Origin of the sequence: Pseudobacteroides cellulosolvens ATCC 35603 = DSM 2933 (assembly GCF_001262605.1) — a bacterium.
GTDB classification, from domain to species: Bacteria; Bacillota; Clostridia; order Acetivibrionales; family DSM-2933; genus Pseudobacteroides; species Pseudobacteroides cellulosolvens.
In genome coordinates this window covers 3,480,107-3,505,713 of the sequence record NZ_LGTC01000001.1, presented here as the reverse complement: position 1 = coordinate 3,505,713, position 25,607 = coordinate 3,480,107, and the positions used below count along the sequence as shown (strand labels likewise).

Annotated in this window: 24 protein-coding genes and 1 pseudogene; 18 read left to right on the top strand and 7 right to left on the bottom strand. The window is 35.3% G+C overall.

The genetic code is table 11. From position 1 onward, the window contains the following. Positions 1 to 33: 33 nt before the first annotated feature. From Bccel_RS14350 to Bccel_RS30245, 5 genes are all read left to right on the top strand, one after another. Positions 34 to 1,059, top strand: coding sequence for a hypothetical protein (locus Bccel_RS14350; RefSeq protein ID WP_050753481.1), 1,026 nt, complete (start codon positions 34 to 36; stop codon positions 1,057 to 1,059). A 100-nt stretch (positions 1,060 to 1,159) separates the two neighbouring features. Further along, entirely contained in the window at positions 1,160 to 1,303 is a 144-nt protein-coding gene (locus Bccel_RS30255; RefSeq protein ID WP_160317722.1) for a hypothetical protein, read from the top strand. A gap of 20 nt (positions 1,304 to 1,323) precedes the next feature. Further along, a complete protein-coding gene (locus Bccel_RS30250; protein ID WP_154673498.1) occupies positions 1,324 to 1,764 on the top strand; it encodes a hypothetical protein in 441 nt (146 codons plus the stop codon). A gap of 27 nt (positions 1,765 to 1,791) precedes the next feature. Further along, on the top strand, positions 1,792 to 2,202 hold the full coding sequence (locus Bccel_RS14340) for a tellurite resistance TerB family protein (RefSeq protein WP_028308457.1): 411 nt from the start codon (positions 1,792 to 1,794) through the stop codon (positions 2,200 to 2,202). A gap of 469 nt (positions 2,203 to 2,671) precedes the next feature. Further along, a complete protein-coding gene (locus tag Bccel_RS30245; RefSeq protein ID WP_154673499.1) occupies positions 2,672 to 2,815 on the top strand; it encodes a hypothetical protein in 144 nt (47 codons plus the stop codon). A 147-nt stretch (positions 2,816 to 2,962) separates the two neighbouring features. Here Bccel_RS30245 and Bccel_RS14335 read toward each other — a convergent pair whose 3' ends face one another. After that, on the bottom strand, positions 2,963 to 3,475 hold the full coding sequence (locus Bccel_RS14335) for an ImmA/IrrE family metallo-endopeptidase (RefSeq protein WP_035269292.1): 513 nt from the start codon (positions 3,473 to 3,475) through the stop codon (positions 2,963 to 2,965). A gap of 65 nt (positions 3,476 to 3,540) precedes the next feature. After that, the gene (locus Bccel_RS14330; protein WP_028308459.1) at positions 3,541 to 3,957 is read right to left on the bottom strand and encodes a helix-turn-helix domain-containing protein; all 417 of its coding nucleotides are present in this window, start codon (positions 3,955 to 3,957) and stop codon (positions 3,541 to 3,543) included. 189 nt (positions 3,958 to 4,146) lie between these two features. On the opposite strand from Bccel_RS14330, the gene Bccel_RS14325 reads away from it, so the two are divergent. From Bccel_RS14325 to Bccel_RS14265, 12 genes and pseudogenes are all read left to right on the top strand, one after another. Next, positions 4,147 to 4,758 carry a hypothetical protein gene (locus Bccel_RS14325; RefSeq protein WP_050753479.1) on the top strand — a complete coding sequence of 204 codons (612 nt, stop codon included), beginning with the start codon at positions 4,147 to 4,149 and terminating at the stop codon, positions 4,756 to 4,758. 456 nt (positions 4,759 to 5,214) lie between these two features. After that, the gene (locus Bccel_RS14315) at positions 5,215 to 5,646 is read left to right on the top strand and encodes a sigma factor-like helix-turn-helix DNA-binding protein (RefSeq protein WP_028308461.1); all 432 of its coding nucleotides are present in this window, start codon (positions 5,215 to 5,217) and stop codon (positions 5,644 to 5,646) included. Between the two features lie 557 nt (positions 5,647 to 6,203). Continuing rightward, positions 6,204 to 8,516: an ATP-dependent DNA helicase gene (locus tag Bccel_RS14310; RefSeq protein ID WP_036944782.1), complete on the top strand. Its 2,313-nt coding sequence runs from the start codon at positions 6,204 to 6,206 to the stop codon at positions 8,514 to 8,516. 50 nt (positions 8,517 to 8,566) lie between these two features. Next, positions 8,567 to 8,818, top strand: a complete 252-nt coding sequence (locus tag Bccel_RS14305) for a DUF6870 family protein (RefSeq protein ID WP_028308463.1) — start codon at positions 8,567 to 8,569, stop codon at positions 8,816 to 8,818. A gap of 149 nt (positions 8,819 to 8,967) precedes the next feature. Beyond that, a complete protein-coding gene (locus Bccel_RS14300; RefSeq protein WP_028308464.1) occupies positions 8,968 to 10,638 on the top strand; it encodes a recombinase family protein in 1,671 nt (556 codons plus the stop codon). Between the two features lie 2 nt (positions 10,639 to 10,640). Beyond that, complete coding sequence (locus Bccel_RS14295; RefSeq protein WP_050753478.1) at positions 10,641 to 12,374, top strand: recombinase family protein; 1,734 nt, start codon at positions 10,641 to 10,643, stop codon at positions 12,372 to 12,374. Beyond that, the gene (locus tag Bccel_RS14290; protein WP_035269295.1) at positions 12,340 to 13,947 is read left to right on the top strand and encodes a recombinase family protein; all 1,608 of its coding nucleotides are present in this window, start codon (positions 12,340 to 12,342) and stop codon (positions 13,945 to 13,947) included. The genes Bccel_RS14295 and Bccel_RS14290 overlap by 35 nt, the downstream gene beginning before the upstream one ends. Beyond that, a complete protein-coding gene (locus Bccel_RS14285; protein WP_050752923.1) occupies positions 13,947 to 14,270 on the top strand; it encodes a recombinase family protein in 324 nt (107 codons plus the stop codon). The genes Bccel_RS14290 and Bccel_RS14285 overlap by 1 nt, the downstream gene beginning before the upstream one ends. A 119-nt stretch (positions 14,271 to 14,389) precedes the next feature. Next, positions 14,390 to 15,904, top strand: a pseudogene (gene hsdR, locus Bccel_RS14280) (EcoAI/FtnUII family type I restriction enzme subunit R); the annotation flags it as partial. Positions 15,905 to 15,915: 11 nt separating this feature from the next. Next, positions 15,916 to 17,337 (top strand): class I SAM-dependent DNA methyltransferase, encoded by a 1,422-nt coding sequence (locus Bccel_RS14275; protein WP_036944695.1) that lies wholly within the window; start codon positions 15,916 to 15,918, stop codon positions 17,335 to 17,337. After that, the gene (locus tag Bccel_RS14270) at positions 17,334 to 18,836 is read left to right on the top strand and encodes a restriction endonuclease subunit S (protein ID WP_050753477.1); all 1,503 of its coding nucleotides are present in this window, start codon (positions 17,334 to 17,336) and stop codon (positions 18,834 to 18,836) included. Before Bccel_RS14275 ends, Bccel_RS14270 begins: the two co-directional genes overlap by 4 nt. Beyond that, a complete protein-coding gene (locus Bccel_RS14265) occupies positions 18,836 to 19,393 on the top strand; it encodes an ImmA/IrrE family metallo-endopeptidase (protein ID WP_036944697.1) in 558 nt (185 codons plus the stop codon). The genes Bccel_RS14270 and Bccel_RS14265 overlap by 1 nt, the downstream gene beginning before the upstream one ends. 264 nt (positions 19,394 to 19,657) lie before the next feature. Here Bccel_RS14265 and Bccel_RS14260 read toward each other — a convergent pair whose 3' ends face one another. Further along, positions 19,658 to 21,256: an ATP-binding protein gene (locus Bccel_RS14260; protein WP_050753476.1), complete on the bottom strand. Its 1,599-nt coding sequence runs from the start codon at positions 21,254 to 21,256 to the stop codon at positions 19,658 to 19,660. Positions 21,257 to 21,635: 379 nt separating this feature from the next. Here Bccel_RS14260 and Bccel_RS14255 point away from each other — a divergent pair, with 379 nt between their 5' ends. Then, a complete protein-coding gene (locus tag Bccel_RS14255; RefSeq protein ID WP_050753475.1) occupies positions 21,636 to 22,229 on the top strand; it encodes a hypothetical protein in 594 nt (197 codons plus the stop codon). A gap of 93 nt (positions 22,230 to 22,322) precedes the next feature. Here the strand turns inward: Bccel_RS14255 and Bccel_RS14250 are convergent, their stop codons facing one another. The 4 genes from Bccel_RS14250 to Bccel_RS14235 form a co-directional block, all read right to left on the bottom strand. Continuing rightward, positions 22,323 to 22,823, bottom strand: coding sequence for a hypothetical protein (locus Bccel_RS14250; protein WP_152966022.1), 501 nt, complete (start codon positions 22,821 to 22,823; stop codon positions 22,323 to 22,325). A gap of 369 nt (positions 22,824 to 23,192) precedes the next feature. Continuing rightward, the gene (locus Bccel_RS14245; RefSeq protein WP_152966021.1) at positions 23,193 to 23,411 is read right to left on the bottom strand and encodes a hypothetical protein; all 219 of its coding nucleotides are present in this window, start codon (positions 23,409 to 23,411) and stop codon (positions 23,193 to 23,195) included. Between the two features lie 135 nt (positions 23,412 to 23,546). Next, complete coding sequence (locus tag Bccel_RS14240; protein ID WP_036944701.1) at positions 23,547 to 24,593, bottom strand: hypothetical protein; 1,047 nt, start codon at positions 24,591 to 24,593, stop codon at positions 23,547 to 23,549. A gap of 239 nt (positions 24,594 to 24,832) precedes the next feature. Beyond that, positions 24,833 to 25,294 (bottom strand): hypothetical protein, encoded by a 462-nt coding sequence (locus tag Bccel_RS14235; protein ID WP_036944702.1) that lies wholly within the window; start codon positions 25,292 to 25,294, stop codon positions 24,833 to 24,835. Between the last annotated feature and the right edge of the window lie 313 nt (positions 25,295 to 25,607).

Sequence of the window (25,607 nt, the reverse complement as noted above, 5' to 3'; positions counted from 1 at the left end):
AAATTAAATTAATATAAAAGGAGATTGATGGACATGCCTATACCATTTATTGTTGGAGGAATTGCTGTTGCTGCAGCTATTACAGGGGTAAAGAAAGGAATAGATGCAAAGAATGATATGAATGAAGCTAATGAAGTTAATGAAGCGGCAAAAGCAATGGCTAAAGAAGCTGAAGAGTTTATAACGATGGCAAAGGATAAGACAAAAGGAGCAATCGAGGCTTTAGGTCAAGAGAAGATACGTATACTTTCAACTTCTGTTAATGATTTTGTTATGAATTTTGAGAAAATAAAGAATATTAACTTGAAAAATAGTCAAGGGATTGAAGAACTGAAGAATTTTAATCCATCAAGTGAAGGATTTAAACAACTTAAAGAGGCGGCATATGAAGCAAAACAAATAGCTATCAATGGCCTTGCAGCTATTGGGTCTGGGGCATTACTGGCATATGGTACATACAGTGTCGTGATGAGTGGATTAGGTGGATTAATAGTTACAGCTACAACTGGTACTGCCTTGGGAACTCTGTCTGGTGCAGCAGCAGTCAATGCCACTCTTGCATGGCTTGGTGGGGGTGCGCTTGCAGCTGGTGGATTTGGAATGATGGGGGGCATGATTGTTCTTGGTGGTATTGTTGCGGGACCAGCACTTGCAATTGGAGGAGCTATTTTTGCCAGCCAAGCTCGTAAAGCTTTGAATGATTCTTATGGTAATTATGACAAAGCAAAAGCTTTTAAAGCTCAAGCTAAGAATATAGGTGTGGCTTTAAAGGCAATATTTACACGGGCAGGACAGCTTACAGAATTGTTGCAAAAGCTTGATTCTTACTTTGTAGAATACATCTCAAAAATGGCAGATACAATCAATCATAAAGGAACGGATTGGGAGAAGTATAATTTAGCTGAACAGCAAGACATTTATAAGTGTGTACAGCTTGCTCAAACAATTAAAGCCGTTCTGGACACATCGTTACTTAAACAGAATGGTGAACTTGAGGAGGCAACTGCACAAGTGTTAGAAAACGGAAACAAATACTTGCAGATGATAGGCCAGGTGTAGAGGGTGTTTATTTGTGAAAGATGTGGTTTGTGTTGTAAGGCTGTGAGCAGAAGCGATCTTTATAAGCATTTAGATAGAGGAGATGGAGTTTGCATATATTTTGATTGTAGTACAAAATTATGCAGTATTTATGATGAACGACCTATCATTTGTAGAATTGATGACTATTATGAGAAATTTTATAGAAATGATTTTACGTTACAGGAATTTTATGAAGAAAACTATAAAGCTTGCGAGAACTTAAAAAAAATGGAGGATATAAAAATGAGCGATATTAAATCAGCTTTAAAGGGGAAATTCGAAGAAATATTTGGTTATGCACCTGGAGATGATTATGCTCCACGTGTAAGCAATGCTAGAGAAATAATTTGTCAAGGAAAGTATAGAAAAGATGATTTGATAGATATAACTGACACCAGTATTTCAAGCAATGGTAAGTCCGGATTAGTACTTACAGTGGACTCTGTCTGTGTTAAGGATTCTGCAAATAGCACTTCTAAATTTATTGCACGTTATGAAGATATTGATTATACATATATGAATGAAGACCGATTTCTGGGAATGGATATAACGGCACTTGAGCTGAACATGAAATATGGAGCAAAATACAGAATAAGTATTGATGCAATAAATAAAGAGAAACTAATGGAATTCATAGATTATGCAATTTCCTTATACCAAGAGGATGAAAAATTAGAATGGTAATTTAAAAAATTTATTGGAGGGATTTTCATGCTATTAAAGTATTTATCAAAACCAGAACAGGAGTTATTTTTAGAATTATGTAACTTTGCTGCCAATATAGATAATGATTATTCTGAGCAGGAGAAGAATTACATACAAGAATATCGTCAGGAGATGGCTCTTGATGAAAATGCTTATACTATTAAAAGATTAGAATACGATGAAATTGTTAAAAAGATTCTTGAAATAAGCACACCGGAAAGCATCAGAAGAATTATAATCGAATTGATTGCACTCTTAAAATCTGATGGTATACTCCATTCACAAGAGAATAATTTGATTGCAAAATTGCAAGAGGATTTTAAGTTAAGTAGTGATATCCTCAAAGAAATATATGAGTCACTGGAAAATTTAGAAAATGCTTATGCAAAGATATTTGCAATAGTAAATGGAAACTAAGCATGAATGAGATTTCATTGTTAATCTCTGTTTCTAATAAGCTTTTACTCGTCTTTGCTTAACATTCTGACAATAGAGATTAAAAAAAGGGAGTAACAGCAGATTTGAAATGTTGTTACGGAAGGATCTATGGTATTTTTAGAGCCTTTTCTTTACTTTTGTTCATATGTATTAAGTAGAAAATATTGAATGGAAAGAATTAATGATAAAGAATAAAACTCGTTTTGGATTGAAAAAGTTAAAGTAGAAAATGGTGGTAGGTATTTTGTAGCTGAATTGCTTCCATGACCATTTGGAGGATTACTTGATAAAGGGAATTGTATCAACAACAGATAGACTTTGTTATATATCCGGATTGAAATATAAAAAAGCTGTGGAGGTTTTCGATTTTATTTTCTATTATCAAGATATTTAATGGATTTTTGAGATTTTTCCTATGGAAATGACAAATGAAAGGAATATTTAATTGATGATTGAATTAGATCAGGTTAATACGTGGACTGTACAAATATTAAAGATTTTAGAAAATAGGGCTTCCTTTATTAAAGATGAGAGGGAACGTGAAGAACAATCCTTATGTGATGGCTCATACATATTAAATAAAATAGGGTAAATATTAAAACTGTCGACATTTTAATGAGGCCATCAGTTTTGTTATGATACTTATGAGAGATAAGCAATATCTACCGCAACCACATCGCTCTTGTAGTTGGTGGTGTCAAATAGAAAACAGAGCTTTTCAATGAAGAAAATACTCTGTTTATTTTTTTAGAAAATCAGATTTTGGGTCATAAACAGTTCTAAATTGGTATCCTCTTGAATTCATAGAAGCCATTTTTAGGGCGATTAAATTTATGTCGGTATAAAGTATCCGTGCTATTTGTTCAATATCGTAACCTTCATGTGCATAAGAAAAAATAGCATCATCCGGTAGAAGAATCTCTGATGCGAATAGATTAGCTTCATATTCAGGACGGCTTTTCATATCATACAGCATGAATTCCTGCAAACACACCCTCCTAGCCAAATCCCTATGTAATAAGTCGTGCCCTAACTCATGAGCACAAACCAACTTTTTTATGTAATCATCAAGTTTTTCATTGATGACTGCAAAACGGTTCCGTTTAAGATATTTGTACATTCCTTTGAGATGCCCTAAATCAGCATAAAAAATTTCAACTCCAATAGCTTTACATAGTTCAAAAGGATCTCTCGTATCATAACGCTTGATTAACCCGGAAGCAACCGATTGAATATAGTCTTTGTTCGGCATACGTGATTCACCCCCTTAGTATCCCCATTATACCAAATAATGTGTACTATAAAACGGACAGTAACCTATTCATCAGACTCTTTTCGGTACTTCTTAGGGGTATATTTCTTATTATTGTCCTTGGCTCTCCAGTACATCTCAGTGATAGCTCTAAAAACTTTGTCTTTATCCTCTTCATTTAATTCCCCACCGGCAAAAAGGCCGCCTAACTCATCAACTAATTTTTGAGCATCTTTTTTGCCACGGGTGCCGTATTTTTCAGATGCTTCCTGAATGAAATTATCTTCTTCCTTCATTAGTTCTTCTATTGTTGTATTCAATGCCTTGCAGAGCTTGTTTAAAATTGCTACATCTTTTGGGTATCTTTGGTTGCTCTCATAATTTTGAATAGATCGTAAGGAAAGCCCTGCTTTATTTGCTAATTCTTGTTGACTCATTCCTGCCGAAGTTCTCAGTTCTTTAATTTTATCACCAAACAACATGATATTGGCTCCTTCCTAAGCAATACGTTTTTATATGATCGATATGCAACATCGTACACAATAATTCTATTGACAAACGAAAATATGTTCGTGTATAATTTGGATATACGATATGCAACTTCGTTCGTTATATATGTTACACTTGATTGAAACAGATGTCAATATGAAAATTAAGGAAGGACAGATGCTATGCGTAAAGAGAGCAAAGTAATGAAACAATGCGCACTAATGTATAAAGGATTAAATATAGAGCGCACTACGGTTCTACATAAAACAAAACTGCTTCTTAAAATATATCGTCCGGTCGTGTGGTCAACATCAAATAGAGCCTATCAAATATGTGAGAGTGCCGAATGTTATTGCGGTAAAAATTTGGAGAGAGCATTAGAGTACCTGGCTAATTTTGCGCCTGAAACTGAACAAAATAGGTTTTCAGAAAATGTACGATCCTTATTTGAAACACATTGGCTCATTTCATTGATTGATTCCACAATGAATAAAATTTATGAATATCCTGATAACGGGAAGATGTATCATGAAATATTAAGTAAGCAATATTTGACGGTTTCCAAATACTCAGAGCAGGAAATGCTTGAATTATTAAATATGGAGCGTAGTACATATTACGATAAAAAAAGGGAAGCGATTGATTTATTTGCTATTTGCCTTTGGGGCTATACTATTCCATCAATGAGAGGAATTTTTGCTGCAATCGAAGGAGGAAGTGAGATACCGAGCTTTTTTCACTGTTTGGACAACCCCGACTTAATCCCGACTAACTTCCGACAAAGTTCCGATTAAATCCCTACTGCTTTCCGACTTCCAACATGTTACACTGTTTATGCTGGTGAATTATGGCATAAATTAAATCGAATATAGAAGCATACAGCCTCAATTTCCATTGGATTTTGGGGCTTTTTTCATGCCTTTTTCATCAGTTAATATGGCGGCGATTAAGGCCGGAGGTGATTAAGTTCACTTCCGGCCTTTTTTCATGCCCGGAAACAGGAGAAGGTTGCATGAAAAGGCTGGGAACTTACAGGTCTTATTTTCTTATAAAGCATGAGCATTCCTTAAAACAAAAAGACGTGTTTTTAGACGTTTTTGTATTAAAGGCATACTTCGGGAATTTTGGAGGTGCCTTTATGAAGACCTGTATCTATAGCACAAGTCGGTGGGAAACATTTATCGCCCGTTATCCATGACTTTCAAATTTCGTTTGAACATTCATCAAAACGAAATTTGGAGGTTAAGAAAATGGATAAGAAAAAGAAGTTTTTTATACGCATTGATAATCACGTAGAGCAGGTAACAGAAGAAGTCTACAGAGAGTATTTCAAAATGCTCCGAAGAGAGCGCTATTTAGAAGAACGGGATTTGGCACATGGCAGGTTCTTGTATTCACAGCTTGATAATGTCTATGAGGATATTCTGGGAGAAGAAATGCTAGTTGATAGGCTTACAGAGGATCTTTGCGATTCCATTGTCACCAAAATCATGATTGAAAAATTAAAGGAATGTTTATCCCTTTTGTCTGATGATGAACTGAATTTAATCACCCAGTTATTTTATGAAGAAAAAAGTCAGCGACAGCTATCAGAGGAAAGTGGCATACCAGTAATGACCATAAGTGATCGAAAGAACAGAATCCTAAAGAAGCTAAAAAAATATATGGAAAATAAAAAATAATTCCGTACACCCCCCTCACTTTTCCGGCTTAGAAGTGAGGGGGTAATTTTTTACTCTCCTTATGCTCCTTGAAAACTGAACATACGGTATATCAGGAAAACCACCTTTGTAGCCAGAAATGGCAAGCAACGAAAGCGGAGCGCCATGACCGTCCTGGACGCGAGCGAACACCTCCGGCTTGAAATAGCCAGTGGAATGGCTAATTGCGATGACCGGCAAAGGGATAAATAATGATACTTCTGCCTTGAACGCCTCACCGCATTGGGCAGCCCGCAACGAATGACGGGATAACGCTCATTTGGCTTGAGAACTTATAGCCATGTCAGCTTATATGATGTTTTCCAAAGACAAACTGATATATCCCCTCAGTTGTATCAGGGGCGTTGAGAACAAATATGATACACACCAATTCTACTGTTCAAACGAATTGCTTGACAGCAGAAACTATGCGGTGGCCTGTACGAAAGCTGATTATTCAAAATCGCTCAAATAGTAGTACAGGCCACCGTATCATTGTGCTATCAAGTATCCCACATAATACGAAGGAGAGGAAAATTATGTTTGAGATAAAAACGACAGACGAATCGATAATGCAACAATATCTCAAAAAGCATGGAAACAGAAACGAATTTCGTTATCTTTTTACATTTGATAAAAACTACATTTTCATGGTGAAAGAAAATAGAAGCATAAATACCTACTATGTAATTTGCTTGATGAGAAATTGTATGGTTGCTATTGCTAAAAGCAAGCAAGTTTATTCTGATGATATAAAAAAGAAACTAATAGAGAAGTTTATTGCTACACCTGCTTATCAAGTCACACTTCCTGAAAACCCGAATGCCATGATTGAATTTATCTTCAAAAAACTGATGGCAGCAAGCGGATTTACAATCAGGGAAAATCAAATTGAGCTATCTAAAATGATGTATGAAGGAATTAAGCAGAATCATATTGCTATTTGCGAAGCAGAGGTTGGAACGGGAAAAACCTATGCTTACATAGTTGCTTGTGTTGTTTATGCTCTTTATGAAAGACAAAAGCGTAGCAAAGCAGGTATACTTACATATTTGGACAATGAATACTGCTCTGTCCCTTGTGTTATATCAACATCCAGTATTGATTTGCAAAATGCCATTGTTCGCACTTATGTCCCAATCTTATCTGATATATTGCTGAAGAATAAGGTGATTGATCGTCCTTTAAGTGCAGTTTTAAGAAAGGGGAAAGAACATTACTTTTGTCAGATGCGATACGACCGGTTAACGAGTTATTTAAAGAGTAGTCAAAAAGCTGTGGACAGAGAACTGCTTTATAAATTGTCCGCATTAAAGATACCGGATTACGGAATTGATTTGGATGAATACAAAGGGTTGAAAAACCATATAGTTCAAAAAATCAATGTGCCCAAAGCCTGTGAAATTTCCTGCCCTTACTATAAGGAATGCCAATATATCAAGCATATGGATTATGCGAGATCATCAATTCATGACTTTCAGGTATGTAACCATAATTATTACTTGGCAGATACAATGAAACGTGCCAAAGGGAAGCATACGCTTATTCCGGAACACTCAGTAGCAATTATTGATGAGGCTCATAAATTGCCGGATGCAGCTATGCAAATATTTGGGAAGAGATTTTCAAGTGAAGATATAACGATCATGACCAATGTGCTAAAAAGCAATCTAAAAGGTAATAAGGCATATTTACAGATAGCAAAAATGAAGTTAGACAGTTTATCTGTTCTGAGGACGAGATTTTTTAGAAGCCTAGTTTCAAAAATTAACCTGGATGCTGTAGATGATGAAACATCACAAATTGGTATATTCATAGGGCACTTTGAAAAAATGCTGCTCTTGGAGATGTTAAAAATCATTGAAAATATTCAGGAATATTGTGCGGTGGATATTTCAAAGAGCAGGACATTAGAGATTATGTTTTTGGAAGCAAAAGAACAGATTGAAACTTTTTTCCGGACAGAGAATATCATTTATTGGCTTGAAAACCCTTTGAGCGACAAATTGGTTTCTATCTGCTGCATCCCAACAGATTTAGAGGATCAATTGCACAAAGTACTATGGAAAAACGGAATCCCAAAGATTTTGACTTCCGGAACATTATCAGATGATAGAGGCTTTACCTACTTCAAAAGCAATGCGGGAATAGATAAGGTCAATAAAAATTTTATCAGTGAGATGAGCTGTCGTTCTCCATTTGACTATAAAAATAATGCATTGCTTTATGTCAGTGAAAACGTACCATTTCCTGATAAACAATGCAATGAGTATATTGAGGCTTTAGCTGATGAAATTATAAGGATTGTGGATGCAGCCTATGGGCATACAGTGATTTTGTTTACTTCCTACTCTTTATTATCAAGAGTATATGAATTGGCGAGACACAGAATCAAATATCCGGTCCTGAAAATGGATAAAAGTGAGAAGAACATTGTTGAAGCTTTTAAAAACAGCGGAAACAGTGTTCTTTTTGCTACAGGCTCATTTTGGGAAGGTGTTGACTGTCCCGGAGATATTCTATCTTCACTTATTATCGTCAACTTGCCGTTTCCAACACCGACACCGATTTTGGAACATAGGAAGAAACAGTATGCGGAGTTGAAAGAGTTTATAGAATTTATTATTTTTCCTGAAATGCTCATTAAGCTAAAGCAAGGTATGGGGCGCTTGATTCGATGTGAAACTGATACCGGTCTCATTGCCATTTTAGATTTCAGGATCAGTAAAAAAGGAAAGTACCGCAAGAGGGTGCTTGGTGCCCTATCAGACTATAGGGTGACAGATTCTCTTGATGAGGTAAAAGCATTTTTCCGTAAAGTAAAAAGAAAAGAATATTTTTATCAAGATTGAGTGAGCGGTTATGGGAATAGCTGCTCGCTTTTTTTGAAAGGAGCGGTTTCATGAATACAGCCATGACCATAACGGACATGAAAAATATAGATATACGTACAGTTGATCCATCCACCTTAGTAGATATTAAAACAGTCAAAGTCAATACGGATTTACCGGTGGAAGAACGAAAGAAAGATTTTATCAGACAAGTGAAAAATCCTTACTGCTTCAGATGTGGCAAGGTTGTGGTTAAGATGAGTTTCGCTGATACAACAGCAACATTAGAAGACAGGTTGGAGAATTACTTTAGAAGCTTATAGAACAGTAGAAGGCAAAACTTTACAAATTGGCGCTTCGGAAATCTGGACGCGCAGTTAATTTTATGCTAAGCTTTTATTGGACTATAATCAGTGAAGCCTAATGTGTTTAAAGTTTTGCTAATACTTTAAACAAACAGGAGGCTTTACTCATGGAATTTTTAAAAGATAACAAAACCTATAATGCTGCTATTTATGTAAGACTCTCAAGAGATGATGGAGATAAAGAAGAAAGTGACAGCATTTCAAACCAAAAGGAACTAATTCGTGAATATTTAAGGTCAAAGTCAGAAATCCAAATTGCTTCTGTGCACGTAGATGATGGATATAGTGGCGTTGACTTTAATCGGCCTGCCTTTTTAGAAATGATGGAAGAGATTAAGGCAGGGAAGGTAAACTGTGTTGTCGTAAAAGACCTTTCACGTTTTGGCAGAAACTATATTGAGTCAGGGAAATATATTCAAAAGATATTTCCTTTTCTTGGTGTGCGTTTCATTGCGATCAATGATAATTATGATAGTGCGGAAGGTTCAAATATTACCGATAACATCATGATTCCATTTAAAAATCTAATAAACGACTCATATTGCAGAGATTCCTCAATTAAAATAAGGAGCCAACTTGAAATCAAACGTAAAAAGGGTGATTTTATTGGCTCTTTTGCTGCTTACGGCTATAAGAAAGCTGAGAATAATAAGAATAAGCTGGAAATAGACGAATATGCAGCTCAAGTTGTCCGTGACATTTTCAAGTGGAAACTTGAGGGGATGAGCCAGCAGGGGATAGCCAACCGACTAAATGAAATGGGCATCCTGTCCCCTATGGAATATAAACGCTCATTGGGAGAAAGGTACAAAACAACCTTTAAAGTAAAACAGCAGGCTCTCTGGTCTGCCGTTGCAGTCAGACGAATCTTAACAAATGAATTGTATATCGGTGTGTTGGAGCAGGGAAAAAGAACCACTCCGAATTACAAAATAAAAACGAGAGTTGAACGTCCTAAAGAAGAGTGGGTGCGAGTGGAAAATGCACATGAGCCTATAATATCAAAAGAGCTATTTACCACAGTAAATGGTTTATTGCTCCATGACACTCGGATTGCCCCTGCTGAGGAAACCGTATATCTTTTTTCAGGTATTATTGTCTGCGGGGATTGTAAAGAAAATATGATCCGCAAGACGGTTCCTGCTAATGGGAAAAAATATTACTACTACACTTGTTCTACCAACCGAAATGATAAAAATAGTTGCACTACCCATAATATCAGTGAAAAGGCATTTGAAGAAGCTGTTTTGGTGGCTTTAAATGTACATATACGCAGTATTCTTGATATTGAACGTATTCTAACATATATCGATACACTACCTTACAAGCAAGAAGAAATATTGAAATTGGATGCTCAAATTGTCAAGGCACAAGAGGAAATAGAAAAGATTCAAAAGTATAAGCTGACATCATACGAACACTTTGTAGATAAAGTAATCACCAAAGAAGAATACCGAAACCATGTCAGCAGATATAATGCTAAAATTCAAAAGGCAGAAAAGCTTATACTAAAGCGTAAACAAGAGATTGAAGATATTATAAACAATAAGACGCCAACTAACTTATGGATTGAGAATTTTAAGCAGTACCAAAACATTGAGCAGCTTACACGAAAAGTAGTTGTGTCATTGATGGAGAAAATATATGTATATGAAAATGGGAAAATCGATATTCATTTTAAACATCAAGCGGAATATGAAAGTGCTATTCGTTTTATAGAAAGCGCCAGCAAATCAGACTCCTTTGATGCGAGTGTTGCGTTTAAGGAGGCGATTTAATCATGGCAAGAAAAAGCAGAAGACAGTCTGTGATCGCACAAAAAGAAACGGTAACACAGGAGAAGGTTTTTAAAACAGGACTGTATGTCCGTCTTTCTATTGAGGATGTGCGTGACAGAAAAGATAGTGATTCCATTGAAAATCAGACATATTTGTTGAAACAATTCGTTGAGGAAAGGCCATTTTTGCAGATTTACTCAATATATACGGACAACGGAGAAAAAGGAACGAATTTTGACCGTCCTGAATTTAACAGGCTTATGGACGATGTTAAAGCAGGCAGAGTGAACTGCATTGTGGTAAAAGACCTCTCGCGCTTTGGCAGAGATTATCTTGAAACCGGAAACTATCTTGAAAAGATTTTTCCGTTTCTTGGAGTCCGTTTTATATCTATCAATGATAATTATGACAGCTTTAACCCTGAAAACAGTAATGAAGGCTTGATTATTTCTTTGAAAAATCTTTTGAATGATGTTTATACAAAGGACATATCCAAGAAAATCATCTCTACCTTCAGAGAAAGACAGTCGAAGGGTGAATTTTTAGGTGCACACGTGCCTTATGGATACAGCAGGCCGGATGACGGCACTTATAAACTTGTAGTTGACGAGGAAGCTGCTTTAGTCATTCGGCAAATCTACCAGTGGAAAGTAGAAGGGCTGAGCGATACTGCAATAGCTCGTCGCTTAAATGATATGGGAATACCTTCTCCAAGCAAGTACAAATATTTAAAGGGCGAGTGGAAAAATGCCCGTTATAATAACAATATCTGGCAGCGTCAGGCAATTAAAGCTATAACAGAGAATGAAGTATATTTAGGACACAAGATATATGGCAAAATTCAGGCATCCCTTTATGAAGGCAAGCGAAAATCAAGAGTGCCAAGAGATGAATGGACAATTATTGAAAACGACCATGAACCGATTATCGATCAAGAAACTTTTGATATTGTCCATGCTAGACGATTGGAAGTATATAAAGAATTTACTGAACGCTTAGAGCAAAACAAGCATTTTGAAAATACTGAGAATATTTTTAAGGATATTGCTATTTGCGGAGATTGCAAATGTAAACTTGTTCGCAGGAGAAGGATTAAAAATGATGAGCTTTATTATTATTTTTCATGCACTACTTACGAAACAAATAGTGGTTATAAATGCACGAGAAAGCATATAGTAGAAACTGATATGATTAAAGCAGTATATGCTGCTATTCGCAGTCAAATAGATATGGTTGCATCGGTGGATGATATTCTGAGAAAAGTAAATTCCGATGCGAGTTATGAGAATAGGAAAGACAACTTGGCTAATGAAATCAGAAAGGTTAAAGCACAAATTGAAAGGCTGCCTTCCTTGCGAAGTTCTCTTTATGATGATTATATTGAACAACTGCTTACTGAACAGGAGTATCTATATGCAAAAATTAAGTATGAGAAAGATGAAGTTGCATTAAAAGACAGACTAAATGAATTGTTGTTACAACAGAAGAAGTATGATCAAACATATTCCTATGAAAACCAGTGGTTATCTTCTTTTAGAGCATTCCGAGATGAAAAAGAATTAACTAAAGAAATGGTTGCAGCCCTCATAGAAACTGTGGAACTGTATGCCGATAGGAGTATACAGATCAATTTTAAGTTTAAAGACGAATATGAGGAATTACTTGATTATCTTAACACTATAGAAGATGAGGTGAAGCCTGATGAACAAGAATGTCTCAGTAGCTATGTACATTAGGCTTTCCAATGAGGATGCGGACATTTCAAAAAATGATGCAAAAATTGAAAGCAACAGCGTTAGTAATCAGCGTGATCTGTTGATGGATTTTATAAGTCGCCATCCTGATTTGGCAGATTCAAACATCTTGGAGTTTTGCGATGACGGCTACAGCGGTACGAATTTTGAACGTCCGGCAGTACAGCAGTTGTTAACCAAAGTAAGGCAAGGAGAAATTAACTGTATTGTGGTAAAAGATTTTTCACGATTTGGCAGAAACTACTTGGAGTTAGGGGATTATCTGGAGCAAGTATTTCCGTTTTTAGGAGTTCGATTTATATCTGTAAATGACGGATATGACAGTGCAAAAGATAATGGTATAACGGCAGGCCTTGATATTGGGTTGAAGAACCTTATCTACGACCTTTACAGTAAAGACCTATCAAAGAAAGTAAAGACAGCTAAAACAGCTAAAATGAAAAAGGGCGAGTATATTGGTTCTTTCGCTCCATTTGGGTATCTCAAAGCGAAGGATAAGAAAAATGCAATTGTTGTTGATGAGGAAGCTGCAGTTGTTGTTAAGCGAATCTTTCAATTGGCAGCCGAGGGGAACAATACAAGTGCGATCGCTAAAATACTCAATGCAGATGGAGTACCTTCACCTGCAAGGCACTACCAAAAAAATCATAATAACAAAAAGTGGAGAAAAGCCAAAGGAGATTTGGTTTGGCAAACTATGGCTGTCTTAAAAATCCTTAAAGATGAAACTTACACAGGAAAGACAATCAACCATAAGAGGGAAAAGCCTGACGTTAACAGTATGAGTACGGTGGCTGTTCCGAGGGAACAATGGATAGTGGTTCCAGATACGCATGAGGCTATAATAAGCGAAGAATTGTATTTGGAAGCTCAGAAGGTGATTCGTAAGATATCCAAACGTAAAGAGTACAAGATTGATAATACAAGAGTTCTTTATGGTAAAGTAAAATGCGGTATTTGTAAGAAGAACCTTCAACGCTCACATACAAAGGTGCCTTATTATATTTGTAAGAGCAACTATTTTGATGAAAACAGCCTTTGCTATCATGGAAGAACAGAGGAGCCAATGATTCTGGAAGTGCTATTGGAAGCAATACGGCAACAGGCTCAAATAGCCAACAAAGCAGAAAAGCTTGTACTTAAGGAAAAAGAAAAATCAGAAAGTGAAGTGGCTGATTTATTACAATCTGCAAGGAAAGCTCAGCAACATCTTGAAAGGCTAAATGCTTTAAAAATTGAAGAGTATGAGAAATATTTGGATGGGAAGATCGGAAAAGATGACTATCTGAAGCAGAGAGAAATGTACAATCAAGAGATTGAACAAACATCCTCGCAGATTAGCAAACTGGAAGCCGATTACGAACTTCAAAAACTAAAGAATAAGGAGTCGGAAAACCAATTTATCGAACACTTCAAAAGAAAACAGGAAATCAAAGAACTAAGCAGGGATTTAGTGAAAGAACTTGTTGATTCAATATACGTGTTCGGTGAAAATCAGATTGAGATTGTGTGGAACTTTGCTGATGATTATAAAAAAATATTGGAGATGTTATAATGAAGAAAGTATGGATCTACAGCAGGATTGCTAATGCTGAAAATTTAAATGATGTTTATCTGATTGGGCAAGAAAGATCGTTAAAGAAATTGGCCGAGCAACATTGTTTTAGCATAGTTGGATATTCAAAAGATATTGGCAGTGGGCTGAATCTCAATAGGAAAGGACTCAAGGAAATTGAGAATGCCATATCTGTAAATGCGATTGATACCGTTATTGTAAAAGATATGAGCAGGATTGGCAGAAATGTTTTTGATGTTCTTTCTCTTTTAAGAGAATGGAAGGAGCAAGGTATTGAATTGCTTACGGCAGATGAATTATAGAAATATCAATAAACCAAAGCAAAGGACGGATGATTCTTAATAATCTTAAACCGGGTGGTTTCGTTGAAGAAATCGCTCGGTTCTATTTTTTTATGTGAAAAATTTAAAAATTTTTTAGTTTTTACTTGACACAGGCTGACGAATGTCATCGTGGCAGTGCAAAAGAAGATTCTGCTTGGAGAAAAATACTGGAGTATTTTAAGAATGCCACACAAATTGGCATGACTGCAACTCCAAAAGAAACAAAAGATACCTCAAATATTGAATATTTCGGAGAGCCTATCTTTACTTATTCCTTAAAACAGGGCATTGAAGACGGTTTTTTGGCTCCATATAAAGTTGTGCGTGTAGGCATAGATAAGGATTTGGAAGGCTATCGCCCTATCAAAGGCAAAAAAGATAAATACGGAAATGAAATTGAAGATCGTGAATATAACATCAAAGACTATGACAAGAATTTGGTACTGGAAAAGCGAACCGAGCTTGTTGCAAAACGTGTATCTGACTTCTTAAAGAAGAATAACTCTCGCTTTGCAAAAACAATTTTCTTTTGTGTTGATATTGACCACGCCAATCGTATGGCTCAATCACTTAGAAATGAAAATGCAGATTTAGTGCTGCAAAATCCTAAATATGTTGTACAGATGACAAGTGGCAGCGAAGGTGTTCAGGAATTAGAAAACTTTATGACTGAGGACGAGCCTTACCCTGTACTTGTAACTACCAGCAAATTACTCACAACAGGTGTTGATGCAGATACCGTGAAGTTTATTGTGCTGGATAGCAATATTAACAGCATGACGGAATTCAAACAAATAATTGGACGTGGCACACGAATCAACGAAGAATACGACAAACTCTACTTTACCATTATTGATTTCCGCAATGTGACAAAGCTGTTTGCGGACAAAGACTTTGATGGTGATCCTGTAAAGGTGAAGGAAACAGAAGGCGAAATTCCTACAGAGGAAACAGAAGATGCTTCAGTTGAGGAAACACAGGATAATCTCCCAGAGGAAGAACAAGAAGTCCCACCCGATGTAACATTTGATCCAAATGACGAGGAAACAAAGCCTATCAAATACTATGTGAACGATGTTCCCGTGTCCGTAATCAATGAACGTGTGCAGTATATGGATGTAAGCGGCAAGCTGATTACAGAAAGCCTTGTTGACTATACTAAGAAGAATATCCGAAGTGAGTATTCCACACTGGATGAGTTCTTGCAAATATGGAACAGTGCAGAGAAGAAAACAGTCATCATTGAAGAACTGGAGCAAAAAGGAATTTTTTTTGACGAACTTAAAGAAGAGGTATCAAAAGATTTAGATCCATTCGATTTAATCTGTCACGTCGCTTTTGATATGCCCCCATTAACTCGCAGAGAGCGTGCAAACAACTTGAAAAAGCGTGGTTATTTCGAAAAATATGGCGAAATAGCAAAACAGGTTTTAGAAACTTTGCTTGAAAAATATGCAGATGAAGGGCTTGCAAACTTGGAAAGCTTAGAAGTATTAAAAGTCCCGGATGTCGCCCGTTTCGGTACGCCAGTAGAGATATTAAAACACTTCGGTAACAAAAAAAAATTTATGGAAGCTATTGCAGAACTGGAGAACCAACTGTATGTAGCATAGGAGAATAGGAAATGAGTATATCAGTTACAATCAAATCAGTGCAGGATATCATGCGTCAAGATGCAGGTGTCGACGGAGATGCACAAAGAATATCACAGCTTGTATGGATGCTGTTTTTGAAGGTGTTCGATTCCAAGGAAAAGGAATGGGATGCTTTATCGGATGACTACAAATACATTATCCCCGGCGGCTTGCGCTGGTCTGATTGGGCTGAAAACGACGAAGGCATTACCGGTGATGAACTACTTGATTTTGTAAATAACATACTTTTTAAAACCTTCAAGGATTGGCAGCTCACCGAAAAGAGTGACCCTAAAACATTATTAGTGAAATCTCTTTTCGAGGACAGCTATAACTACATGAAATCCGGTACTCTGATGCGTAGTGTTATCAATAAACTAAATGAAATTGACTTTGACAAAGTATCAGACCGTCACTTGTTCAATGATATTTACGAAAACATACTTAAGGACTTACAAAGTGCAGGCAACTCGGGCGAATACTATACACCTCGTGCAGTTACTCAATTTATGGTGGATATGGTCAACCCACAATTAGGTGAACAGGTGCTTGATTTTGCTTGTGGTACAGGCGGTTTCCTTGTTTGTGCATTAGAACATCTACGCAAGCAGGTAAAGAATATTGAGGACGAAGCAAAACTGCAAACAGCAATTTTGGGTGTAGAAAAAAAGCCACTGCCCCATATGCTTTGCACTACAAACATGATTTTGCATAACATCGACAATCCGCAGATTAAGCACGATAACTCTTTAAGCTATCCTGTAAAGGATATTAAAGTAAAAGACAAGGTGGACATCATTCTGACCAATCCTCCTTTTGGCGGTATTGAGGAAGACGGCATACAGGATAACTTCCCGACACAATTCAAAACCAAGGAAACGGCAGATTTGTTTCTTATTCTGTTGATGTATAGGCTAAAGCAAACAGGTAGAGCCGCAATTGTATTGCCTGACGGCTTTTTGTTTGGAGAGGGTGTAAAAACAGCGATTAAAGAAAAACTGCTGAGCGAGTTTAATCTGCATACCATTGTAAGACTGCCCAACGGTGTATTTGCACCCTATACAGGCATTAACACCAACCTTTTGTTTTTAGAGCGTGGAAGAACAGAGGAAATTTGGTTTTATGAACATCAACTGCCAATAGGATATAAGAACTACACAAAGACAAAGCCCATCAAAATTGATGAATTTGATGCTGAAAAAGCATGGTGGAATGACAGAAAAGAAACAGAATGTGCATGGAAGGTGACCATTGAAGAAATCAAGGTAAGAAATTATAATCTTGATTTTAAAAACCCTGCTACACAGATTGAGAACGAAATTCAATCTCCTCACAAAATTATTAAGAAAACTGCAAAATGCCTATTGAGAAGCACACAAATACTAAATGAGATAGAGGAGATGCTAAAATGATTGAGTTATCATTTCCTACAATCAAGTTAGGAAAATATATTAAAGAAATCAAAACAAAAGTGAAAAACACGGATCTAAACCAAAAAGAATTGACAGTTTACGGTGTTACTAATACAGAAGGAATTACCGTAACCAACAATAAAGCCAGTGATGATCTGGGAAATTATATTGTGTTGGGTGGAAATCAATTTGCATATAACCCATACCGTATCAACATAGGCTCAATTGGGTTATCAGCTTCAGATGTATTTGGTGTTGTAAGCCCTGCATATGTAGTTTTTGAGACAACAGCAGAAATAAGCAGTGAGTTTTTGTTTTATTATCTCAAAAGCACCTTGGGAATTAACTTGATTAAATGGTATGGCGATAGAGGAGGTGTGCGTTCTGCACTTCGGTTTGCAGATTTAAAAAAGCTTGATTTTCCAGATATTAGTTTAGAACAACAGCTCTCTATTCTGGAAAAAGTAAAACAAATTGATGATAGGTTAAGTGAGCTTATCGAAAATTTATCATTAAAAAATATATCTTCTCTCCGTCAATCTATTTTGCAGCAAGCTATCGAGGGTAAACTCTGTCCACAAGATCCAAACGACGAGCCTGCTAGCGTGCTTTTGAAGAAAATTAAGGACGAAAAAGAAAAGCTACTTGCCGAAAAGAAAATCAAAAATCAAAAGGGTTTGCCACCCATTATCGAGGAAGAAAAGCCTTTTGAACTACCACAGGGGTGGGAATGGTGCATATTAAATGATATTGTAGATAATGCAGACTCAGCAATGAAAAGAGGACCATTCGGTAGTGCGTTAGTCAAAGCTTTTTTTGTTCCTAAAGGTGAAAAAACATACAAAGTATATGAACAAAAAAATGCTATTTACGACAATAGCTATATAGGTGATTATTATATATCCGAAGAAAAATATAATTCATTATTGGGATTCAAGGTTGCACCAGGCGATTTAATTATTAGCTGTTCTGGAGTTACTCTAGGAAGAATTTCAAAATTAGCAGATGATTGTGAACCTGGTATTATAAACCAAGCCTTACTTAAGCTTACATTAAACAAAAAGTGTATCATAGATGATTATTTTATAAAGTTATTTAGATCCTTTTGGTTTCAAGGTAAAATATTTGATAAAGCAAAAGGAAGTGCCATTCCTAACATGGTAGGAATGCCAGAACTTAAGAAACTGCTCATCCCCCTCCCACCACTCGTAGAGCAACAACGCATTGTGGAGAAAGTGGACAAGCTGATGGATTTGTGTGATGAGCTGGAACAAGAGGTTTCTAACGCAAAAAAATATGCCTCTCAACTGATTGAGGCAGTGTTGCAAGAAGCATTCAGCGGTAAAACCGAAACCTCAAAGGATAGCATCATCGAGTTAGTGCCCTCTCCACAACCTGCAAAAGAAGTTTTACTTGCTGCTGCCCGTGGTAACATGGGTGAGAACACTTGGAAGAATCTGCAAAAAAGAGCCTTGGAACTGGCGAGCGAGGAAATCTAATGGATTGGAAAAGGCGAAAACAAATTGCAAATCTAGTCGACGGAATATTGCAGTGCAATGTCCTTAATCGGCCTCCCATCGATCTAATTAGTGATATAATAAAACAGCGTGGCATAAAATTCGAAGAGAGAGATGAAAATGACGAAGAGTTTTGCGGTGTCTACTTTGTTATTGGAGAAGCCAAAATTATATTTGTCAATTCCAATCTTTATGAGCCACGCAAGAATTTTACCATTGCACATGAATTGGGGCATCATTTTCTGGTACATCCATTGCAGGACGGAGCAATTATCTGCAATAAAGACACAATTTTTGGCGATAATAAACCTGAGCCAGAAAAAGAAGCAGACTACTTTGCAGCCTGCTTCCTCATGCCAAAAAATATGTTGCATCAAAAGAAAACTGAGTTTGAGAAGAACTATAGCCAGCAGCTTAATTTGTTTAAAGGTTCAGAAGAGCAGGACAAAAACGAAGAACTAATAAAATACTTGTCCAACTTTTTCAAGGTATCCAAGGAATCTATGGGCTATCGCTTGAAAGAGTTCAAAATGTATTAAATTGGCATGATAGAGATGCACCATCAGGCCTATTTGTAATTTGCGTAAAAGTCAATATTTTGGAAGTTTGTATAAAACCAATTTGCAAGTCTAACCCATAATAATAAATTCTTGCCGAATTTATTCAGGACCAAGCATAAACCTGTATAAAGCCAGCAAGAATTATAATAGAGTTTTATATATTTATTTAACTAACTTCTTATCGAAAAGATTGTTTTCTATGCATATACGCAAGAAAATTACATGGTAGGTTACCTTAAATATTTAGGTAGAAGTAATTGTACTATCAGAAGTTATTGTCTGCTTTTTTTTAAACATATCTAAGTCTAAAATTGCTCGTCTAATTGATCTATAATCATCACTAGGTACATCAACAAATATTTCTTTATCAGATTCTAATTCTTGTGCTTCAAATAAACCTTCAGGATTATAGGATGTTTGTATAAGATTAACATAACAACCATAATCAATTTGATAAACAATAAATCTTTTGCCAGGGATATCTTGACCAGAGGTGTTATTTTTAATTATATGTAGAACTCTCTGATTGTACATCTCATCAATTAGCCTTTCTTTTGTGTTAACATCTAATAAAAATGCCCTTGCCTTTTTTCCTTTTATTACTTCATCAACAATCCAATGAAGTAAATTTTTACCTTCTTCACTTAACTCAGAGAGCTTCGACCTATTATACCAATAGTTTGCAGCTGACCTTATATTAGGAATTCCTATTGCTGAATCATTAGCTTTTAATGCAGCTTGTGAAAGGATATTTATTATATCCCTTGGATTGCCCTCACAAGCTCTAATTAATTCAGGAAAAACCTTTTCTTGTGTAAAAGTGCACCTAATAAATGATTCTGCATCAATAAATTCCTCTTTTCCATCCTCTTTTAAAATATTATTTACATGCTTTAGTATTAACCTTTTAAAGAACTTATATGATTCATCATGATTATTATTAAATACTAAAAATTCATCCAATTCTAGGCTTGGGGTTGCATGAACTCCTATTTTGAACCCAATTTTATTACCATTTGCATCAGTTGTATTAAAAACAGAATCATATTCAACAGAAGCAATTTTAGTGAATACATTATCTAATGGAAATAATGCTCGACCAATAAAATCTGCAAATAGAGGCTGAATGTCTTTTGGTATCTCAACCCATTCATCTATTAATACCCATATATGCTTACTATCTAGTTCAATTAAAATGTCTTTTAATAATTTATGTATTTCACCAAAATGTATAGTATGTGTTTGTATCCCTGTTTGAGTAGTTTTTGAACTTTTTTGAGATTCAATAATTTCTTCCAATACTGCTTTCATATCAATTTTAATATCTGCTCCTAATGACATTCCAGCTTCGAGCATTTCTTTAAATTTTGAAGTATCAATTACTTGTTTTTCTGATGTTATTTCACCATCTATCCTTACATTAAGAATGGCTTGAGAAAAATCACTTATTAAGCTACATAGTTTCTCACTTTGACCATTATCAAAAGCAAATTGCTGTATCTCATTTAAAATATTTCCTAAAACATCTTGAAGCAAAGAAGTAGTTCTCTTAAATATACTCTGAGAATTACTATCATGTAAGCCATTAGAAGAACCAATTGTTCTAAGATCAATATAAACACCAATATCTCCACTCATTGAAACTTGATTTGCAAGAGCTTTTAGTGCATGAGTTTTTCCCGTTCCATATCTCCCAAAAATTACTTGATTTTCTTGCGTTGATAAAACTGTCATAAAATGACCTGCTTCTACAAAAGTATCAGTTAAATACCTTAAGGGTTTTGACTCTGCTCTCTTCGTAATTTTTATTAAAGCAGCATTTAATTCCTTATTACTTAGCATAGTTTTTTCTCCTTTCAATAAGAGGTATTGGCATCAAAACGCGGATTTTATACTCTTAGGATTAGCATACAATAATGTGGTGTGTGGATAAATGCTTGATTACACGAAATTCAGATTTAATATAATAAAAACCCGCCGTTTACACCTAAATATTATCACTTTTTAACAATATATACAATTATTAATCATAATCTTACAAAAAAACCAAACTATTTAGCCTCTAGCACCTTTTGTGCGTATTTCGGCTGCATCCGGACACTGATTCCGGATGCCTTCGGAATTGCCGTCCGGATGTGCCGGTATATGCACTTTTTGAAATGATTGACTTATATATAACAATATAATAGACTTACGTTAATATGATTTAGAGGTGAATATATTGAGCAATATATATTACATGCTGCCAAAGCTTGCTTTAAACAGACAGTTTATGAGTGATTTTATAACGGCTGAGTTGCCTTGTTGTGCTCTTGGCATGATAGAGGAAAGAAATGAGCAGAGAGGTTTATTGGCACTACGCCTTAACGATACCATTCCTCATGAAGTATTGAATAAAGGATTTAGGTTTGGTCATACTTTGCTTGGTACTTCATTGTATGAAGTTGTTCACTTTGCTTTTGAGTTTTATGATTATAAAGTATATAATGTGCTGATTAACCCAAATGACCCTATGGTGCAGAAAGTCTTGGATATGATGATAGAAAGCCGAGATTACTTTATTTTATTGATCAATAAAAATAATAATGTGACAGCCTTCAGATCGGATATATCAGAAGAGGCTCTTACAGTTCTTAAGGATAATATGTTTAGAATTAAAAATTCAATGACAACAGATTTAGAGTATCAAAGAGCCCTTGCAGGATTCAAGCGAAATCCTCAGCCATCAGGAGAAGTGCTTAATTGGGTATGTCGCAACAATATGGCATATCTTGATATAAATAAGGATCGTCTTGAGCTAAGCCCCAGCAAATAGGCCTAATGGGAGCATCTATTTTTAGCCTGTTCGAATCTTTGGATGAATCCGAGAGATATCGTTGTCTGATGTAGTCGATATATATTTGGTTTATTATTCAAATAAACGATTTATATACTCCGAAACTAAATCCATCCAATCCAATACATCTCCAGGTGGAAATAATTGTTGAAACTCAGGATGAGAAAATATATTTCTCAATTTTTTAAAGGAATACCATATATCGATATGCTCCCTATCTATTACCCTATTCCCCACTAACGCCCCTAACATATTTGCAAACATATATTTACCCTGGTTTGGTACAATTCCTGTTTGATTACATTTCATTCTTAATGCGTTTTCTGCTACCCTAAATAACTGCTCAGCCCCTACTGTATATAAAGGATAAAAATTTACACCATATATCATTACTGCCCTAGCAACTTCAAACAACTCTCGAGTATCTTTGGGTACTTTTTCAGATAATTGTGCTTCAAAGAAAAATTTTGTCGCTTCTATAGCAAGTTCCCTACTTATTTCCTTATTGGAACCTCTTTTATCATATTCAAAGAAATTTTCAGGTGTAAGCTCTCTAAATTTGAAATTATTCAACATAGCTCTCCCCTTTCATAAAAATTATATCATAAACTTCCATTTATAGCTGACAAAAAGATTGCAATATTAGGCCTAATGGGAGCATCCGTGCTCTGTACTGAAAAGTAAAGTTTAAAAGTGGCTTAAATCAACGTCTTTGAGGTTTTAGAATTTTCTTAATTATTGAAGAATTTGTTATGCCAAACTAAAACTTAAAAGCATTGATATACGCGGTTTTCAGAATTACTTTTCAGTAGATCTTTTTCAATATTTGATTTGGAATCAACCACTTCGCCTAAAGCCTAAGATCTTTCTCATTAAGATACATATTTATGGCTATAACCCCAAAATAGAGTTAAAATTATTTGTTTTCTTGAGCAAATTTTATTATATCATTAGCATTTCCTTTCCTAATGTTTTATCATGTTTTACCATAATAAAATTTTTATATGGATGATAAAGAAACCTTTCTGAATACATTCCAGTTCGACTATTCAAAGCAGCTAATCCGCTTAAAGTTAAATAATTTACCTCAGCCTCACCTTCAAACCTACCAATTAATGCTGCTTGTTTTGTTAGTGGTATTGAAACTTCAGTATTTGGCATTCCAAAGCCCGGTGAATCAAATAACACTTTTACTTTTGAGATTATTGTGATGAGCTGCGTGAAGCAAATTCATGAACCTTTTTCAACTAAGTTAAATCTTCTGTTTTCCAAAAATCTTCTAAATTAAGCCCATGCTCACTTGCGTTTTTTTACATAGTTCTTATTAATTTCAAAAGTACAGCAAATGCATTTGGCTTCATAGGTGTATTTCCATGCATCAGTACAGACTTGTTCCCCGTCAACTACATCATACTCACTTTCAATATCTTCATATATAATCAGGGTGCTTTCACCACACATGGGGCAGGTTTTAATTTCTGATACATTTTCATTTTTCTGTTCCAGTTCTCTTATCTTTTCCAGCCGTCTAAGCAGTTTTTTGTTACCTCTTTCAAAATAGTTGATGCCAAACCCTTTGTTTTCTAAGGGGTTATTATAGGCGGCTCTCCCGAGTTCTTTCAAGTAAGCAATTTTGCCGAAATCAAAGTTCTTTTGCTTAAACTCATTCATAATCTCTATTAAAGGGTCAATATTGCATTTTAAGGCAGTATATCTCCAATATCTTTCTAATGATTTAAATTCACTAAGATTAGTTATTTCTATTATGATTGGAAGTATATATGTACCAATAAATTCATCTAATGCTTCATACCGGAGTATAAAACTTCCCCTGTGCATTAGTCTGTTTCTTAATTTGTTCAGTTTTTTAAGGGCATCTTTGCTTTGAAGTAGGAAATCTAAACGTCCATCAGTAAATATTCGTTTCTCCTGAACCAAATTACATATATAAGTTAATGTCCTTCCAAATTCAATAGTGTTAAGTGAATCCGATAATTCTGATTCTATAGGTTCTTTCTTAATTAATTTATGCAGTATGATTGGATCATCCAATCCATCGAGAACTATTAATTCACTATCCTGCCGTAAGAAATCCTTTAGCACCAACTCAAAGAAATGGTGAAAGTGGATAATTGTCTCAGAACAAGCTTCATAGTACGAGTCAGAATAAATATAATCCCTGTCTTTTCTTGATTTACGTATATTAAAGTTATCTTTCATACAACTATATGTTGAAAAAAAAGACCTTAAAGCTATTCTAAGAGAAAGAATAGATAGCCCTTTTACTCTGCCATCATCCTCGTGCAGTATAAATCCATCTTTTACTATATCATCGATATTCATACAATCTCTCCTTCTGTTCACTTTTAAATTTCATCCAACGGTAAGATTTATATTTTATAGCCACTGTTCAGGAAACACATGACCAAAATTTATTGTTTCAAATCCCTGTTCATCCACACTGAACATATAACTTTCTTGCATATTCTTCCACATACTATCATAACTTTTTAAAAGTATCTTTTTATCACTATAAATTTCTTTATATTTGGGGTTGTAAGCTTACAACCCCTATTAAATCCTCAATCCTTACAATAATCACAACTTTTGTCTATATCATCAATAAGAACATCAATTTTGATTCCCAGCTTAGATGCAATGCAAGTCCGATGTTGCCCATCACAAAAATCATAATGTCCACAGGAATGTCTGTAATATGTAATTACATCGCAAGCTTTTGGCAGTTCATACATCTTGGTACTAAGATTTTTACAGTACAAAGGGTGCACCTTCTTTGTAAAGTCTGCATTGCGATACCATCTTCTAAAGATTTTTTTTAGTAAGTTGTGCTTAAACAAATCAAATCTGTTTAAGTCCAATGAACATTTACCTGTCTTAAGGAAAAAACAGGTTCCATCAGTAAGCCTATACAAAAATTGTTTGTCTTTAGGACTAAAATCTAATTCAACTCTATACGGGGTAGAATACATCTCCTTTATTTTATTAAACCACTTTTTACGTATTTTTTTACTAATACATCTCACATAAATCTCTCCAATTACTTTTTATATTAAATATTTGAAAAATGATTAATAATTATTAAAGAGACCTTCAGCCAATCTGATACCAGGAGTGCCAATTTAAACTGCCGCTCCTGGTATTAGATCCCGGATGAGCTGCTGCTGGGTCTGAAGTTCAACTCACTATTTAAAAATAAATAACTATACAAAAAACATCCTATATGGGGTACCGCCAACATGGGGTTTGTGTAGTAATGGAACAGAAAACGGCTATAAGCATGTAAATATTTTACAGTCAAAGCCGTTAATTTTAAATTTCACCATTACATACGACTTT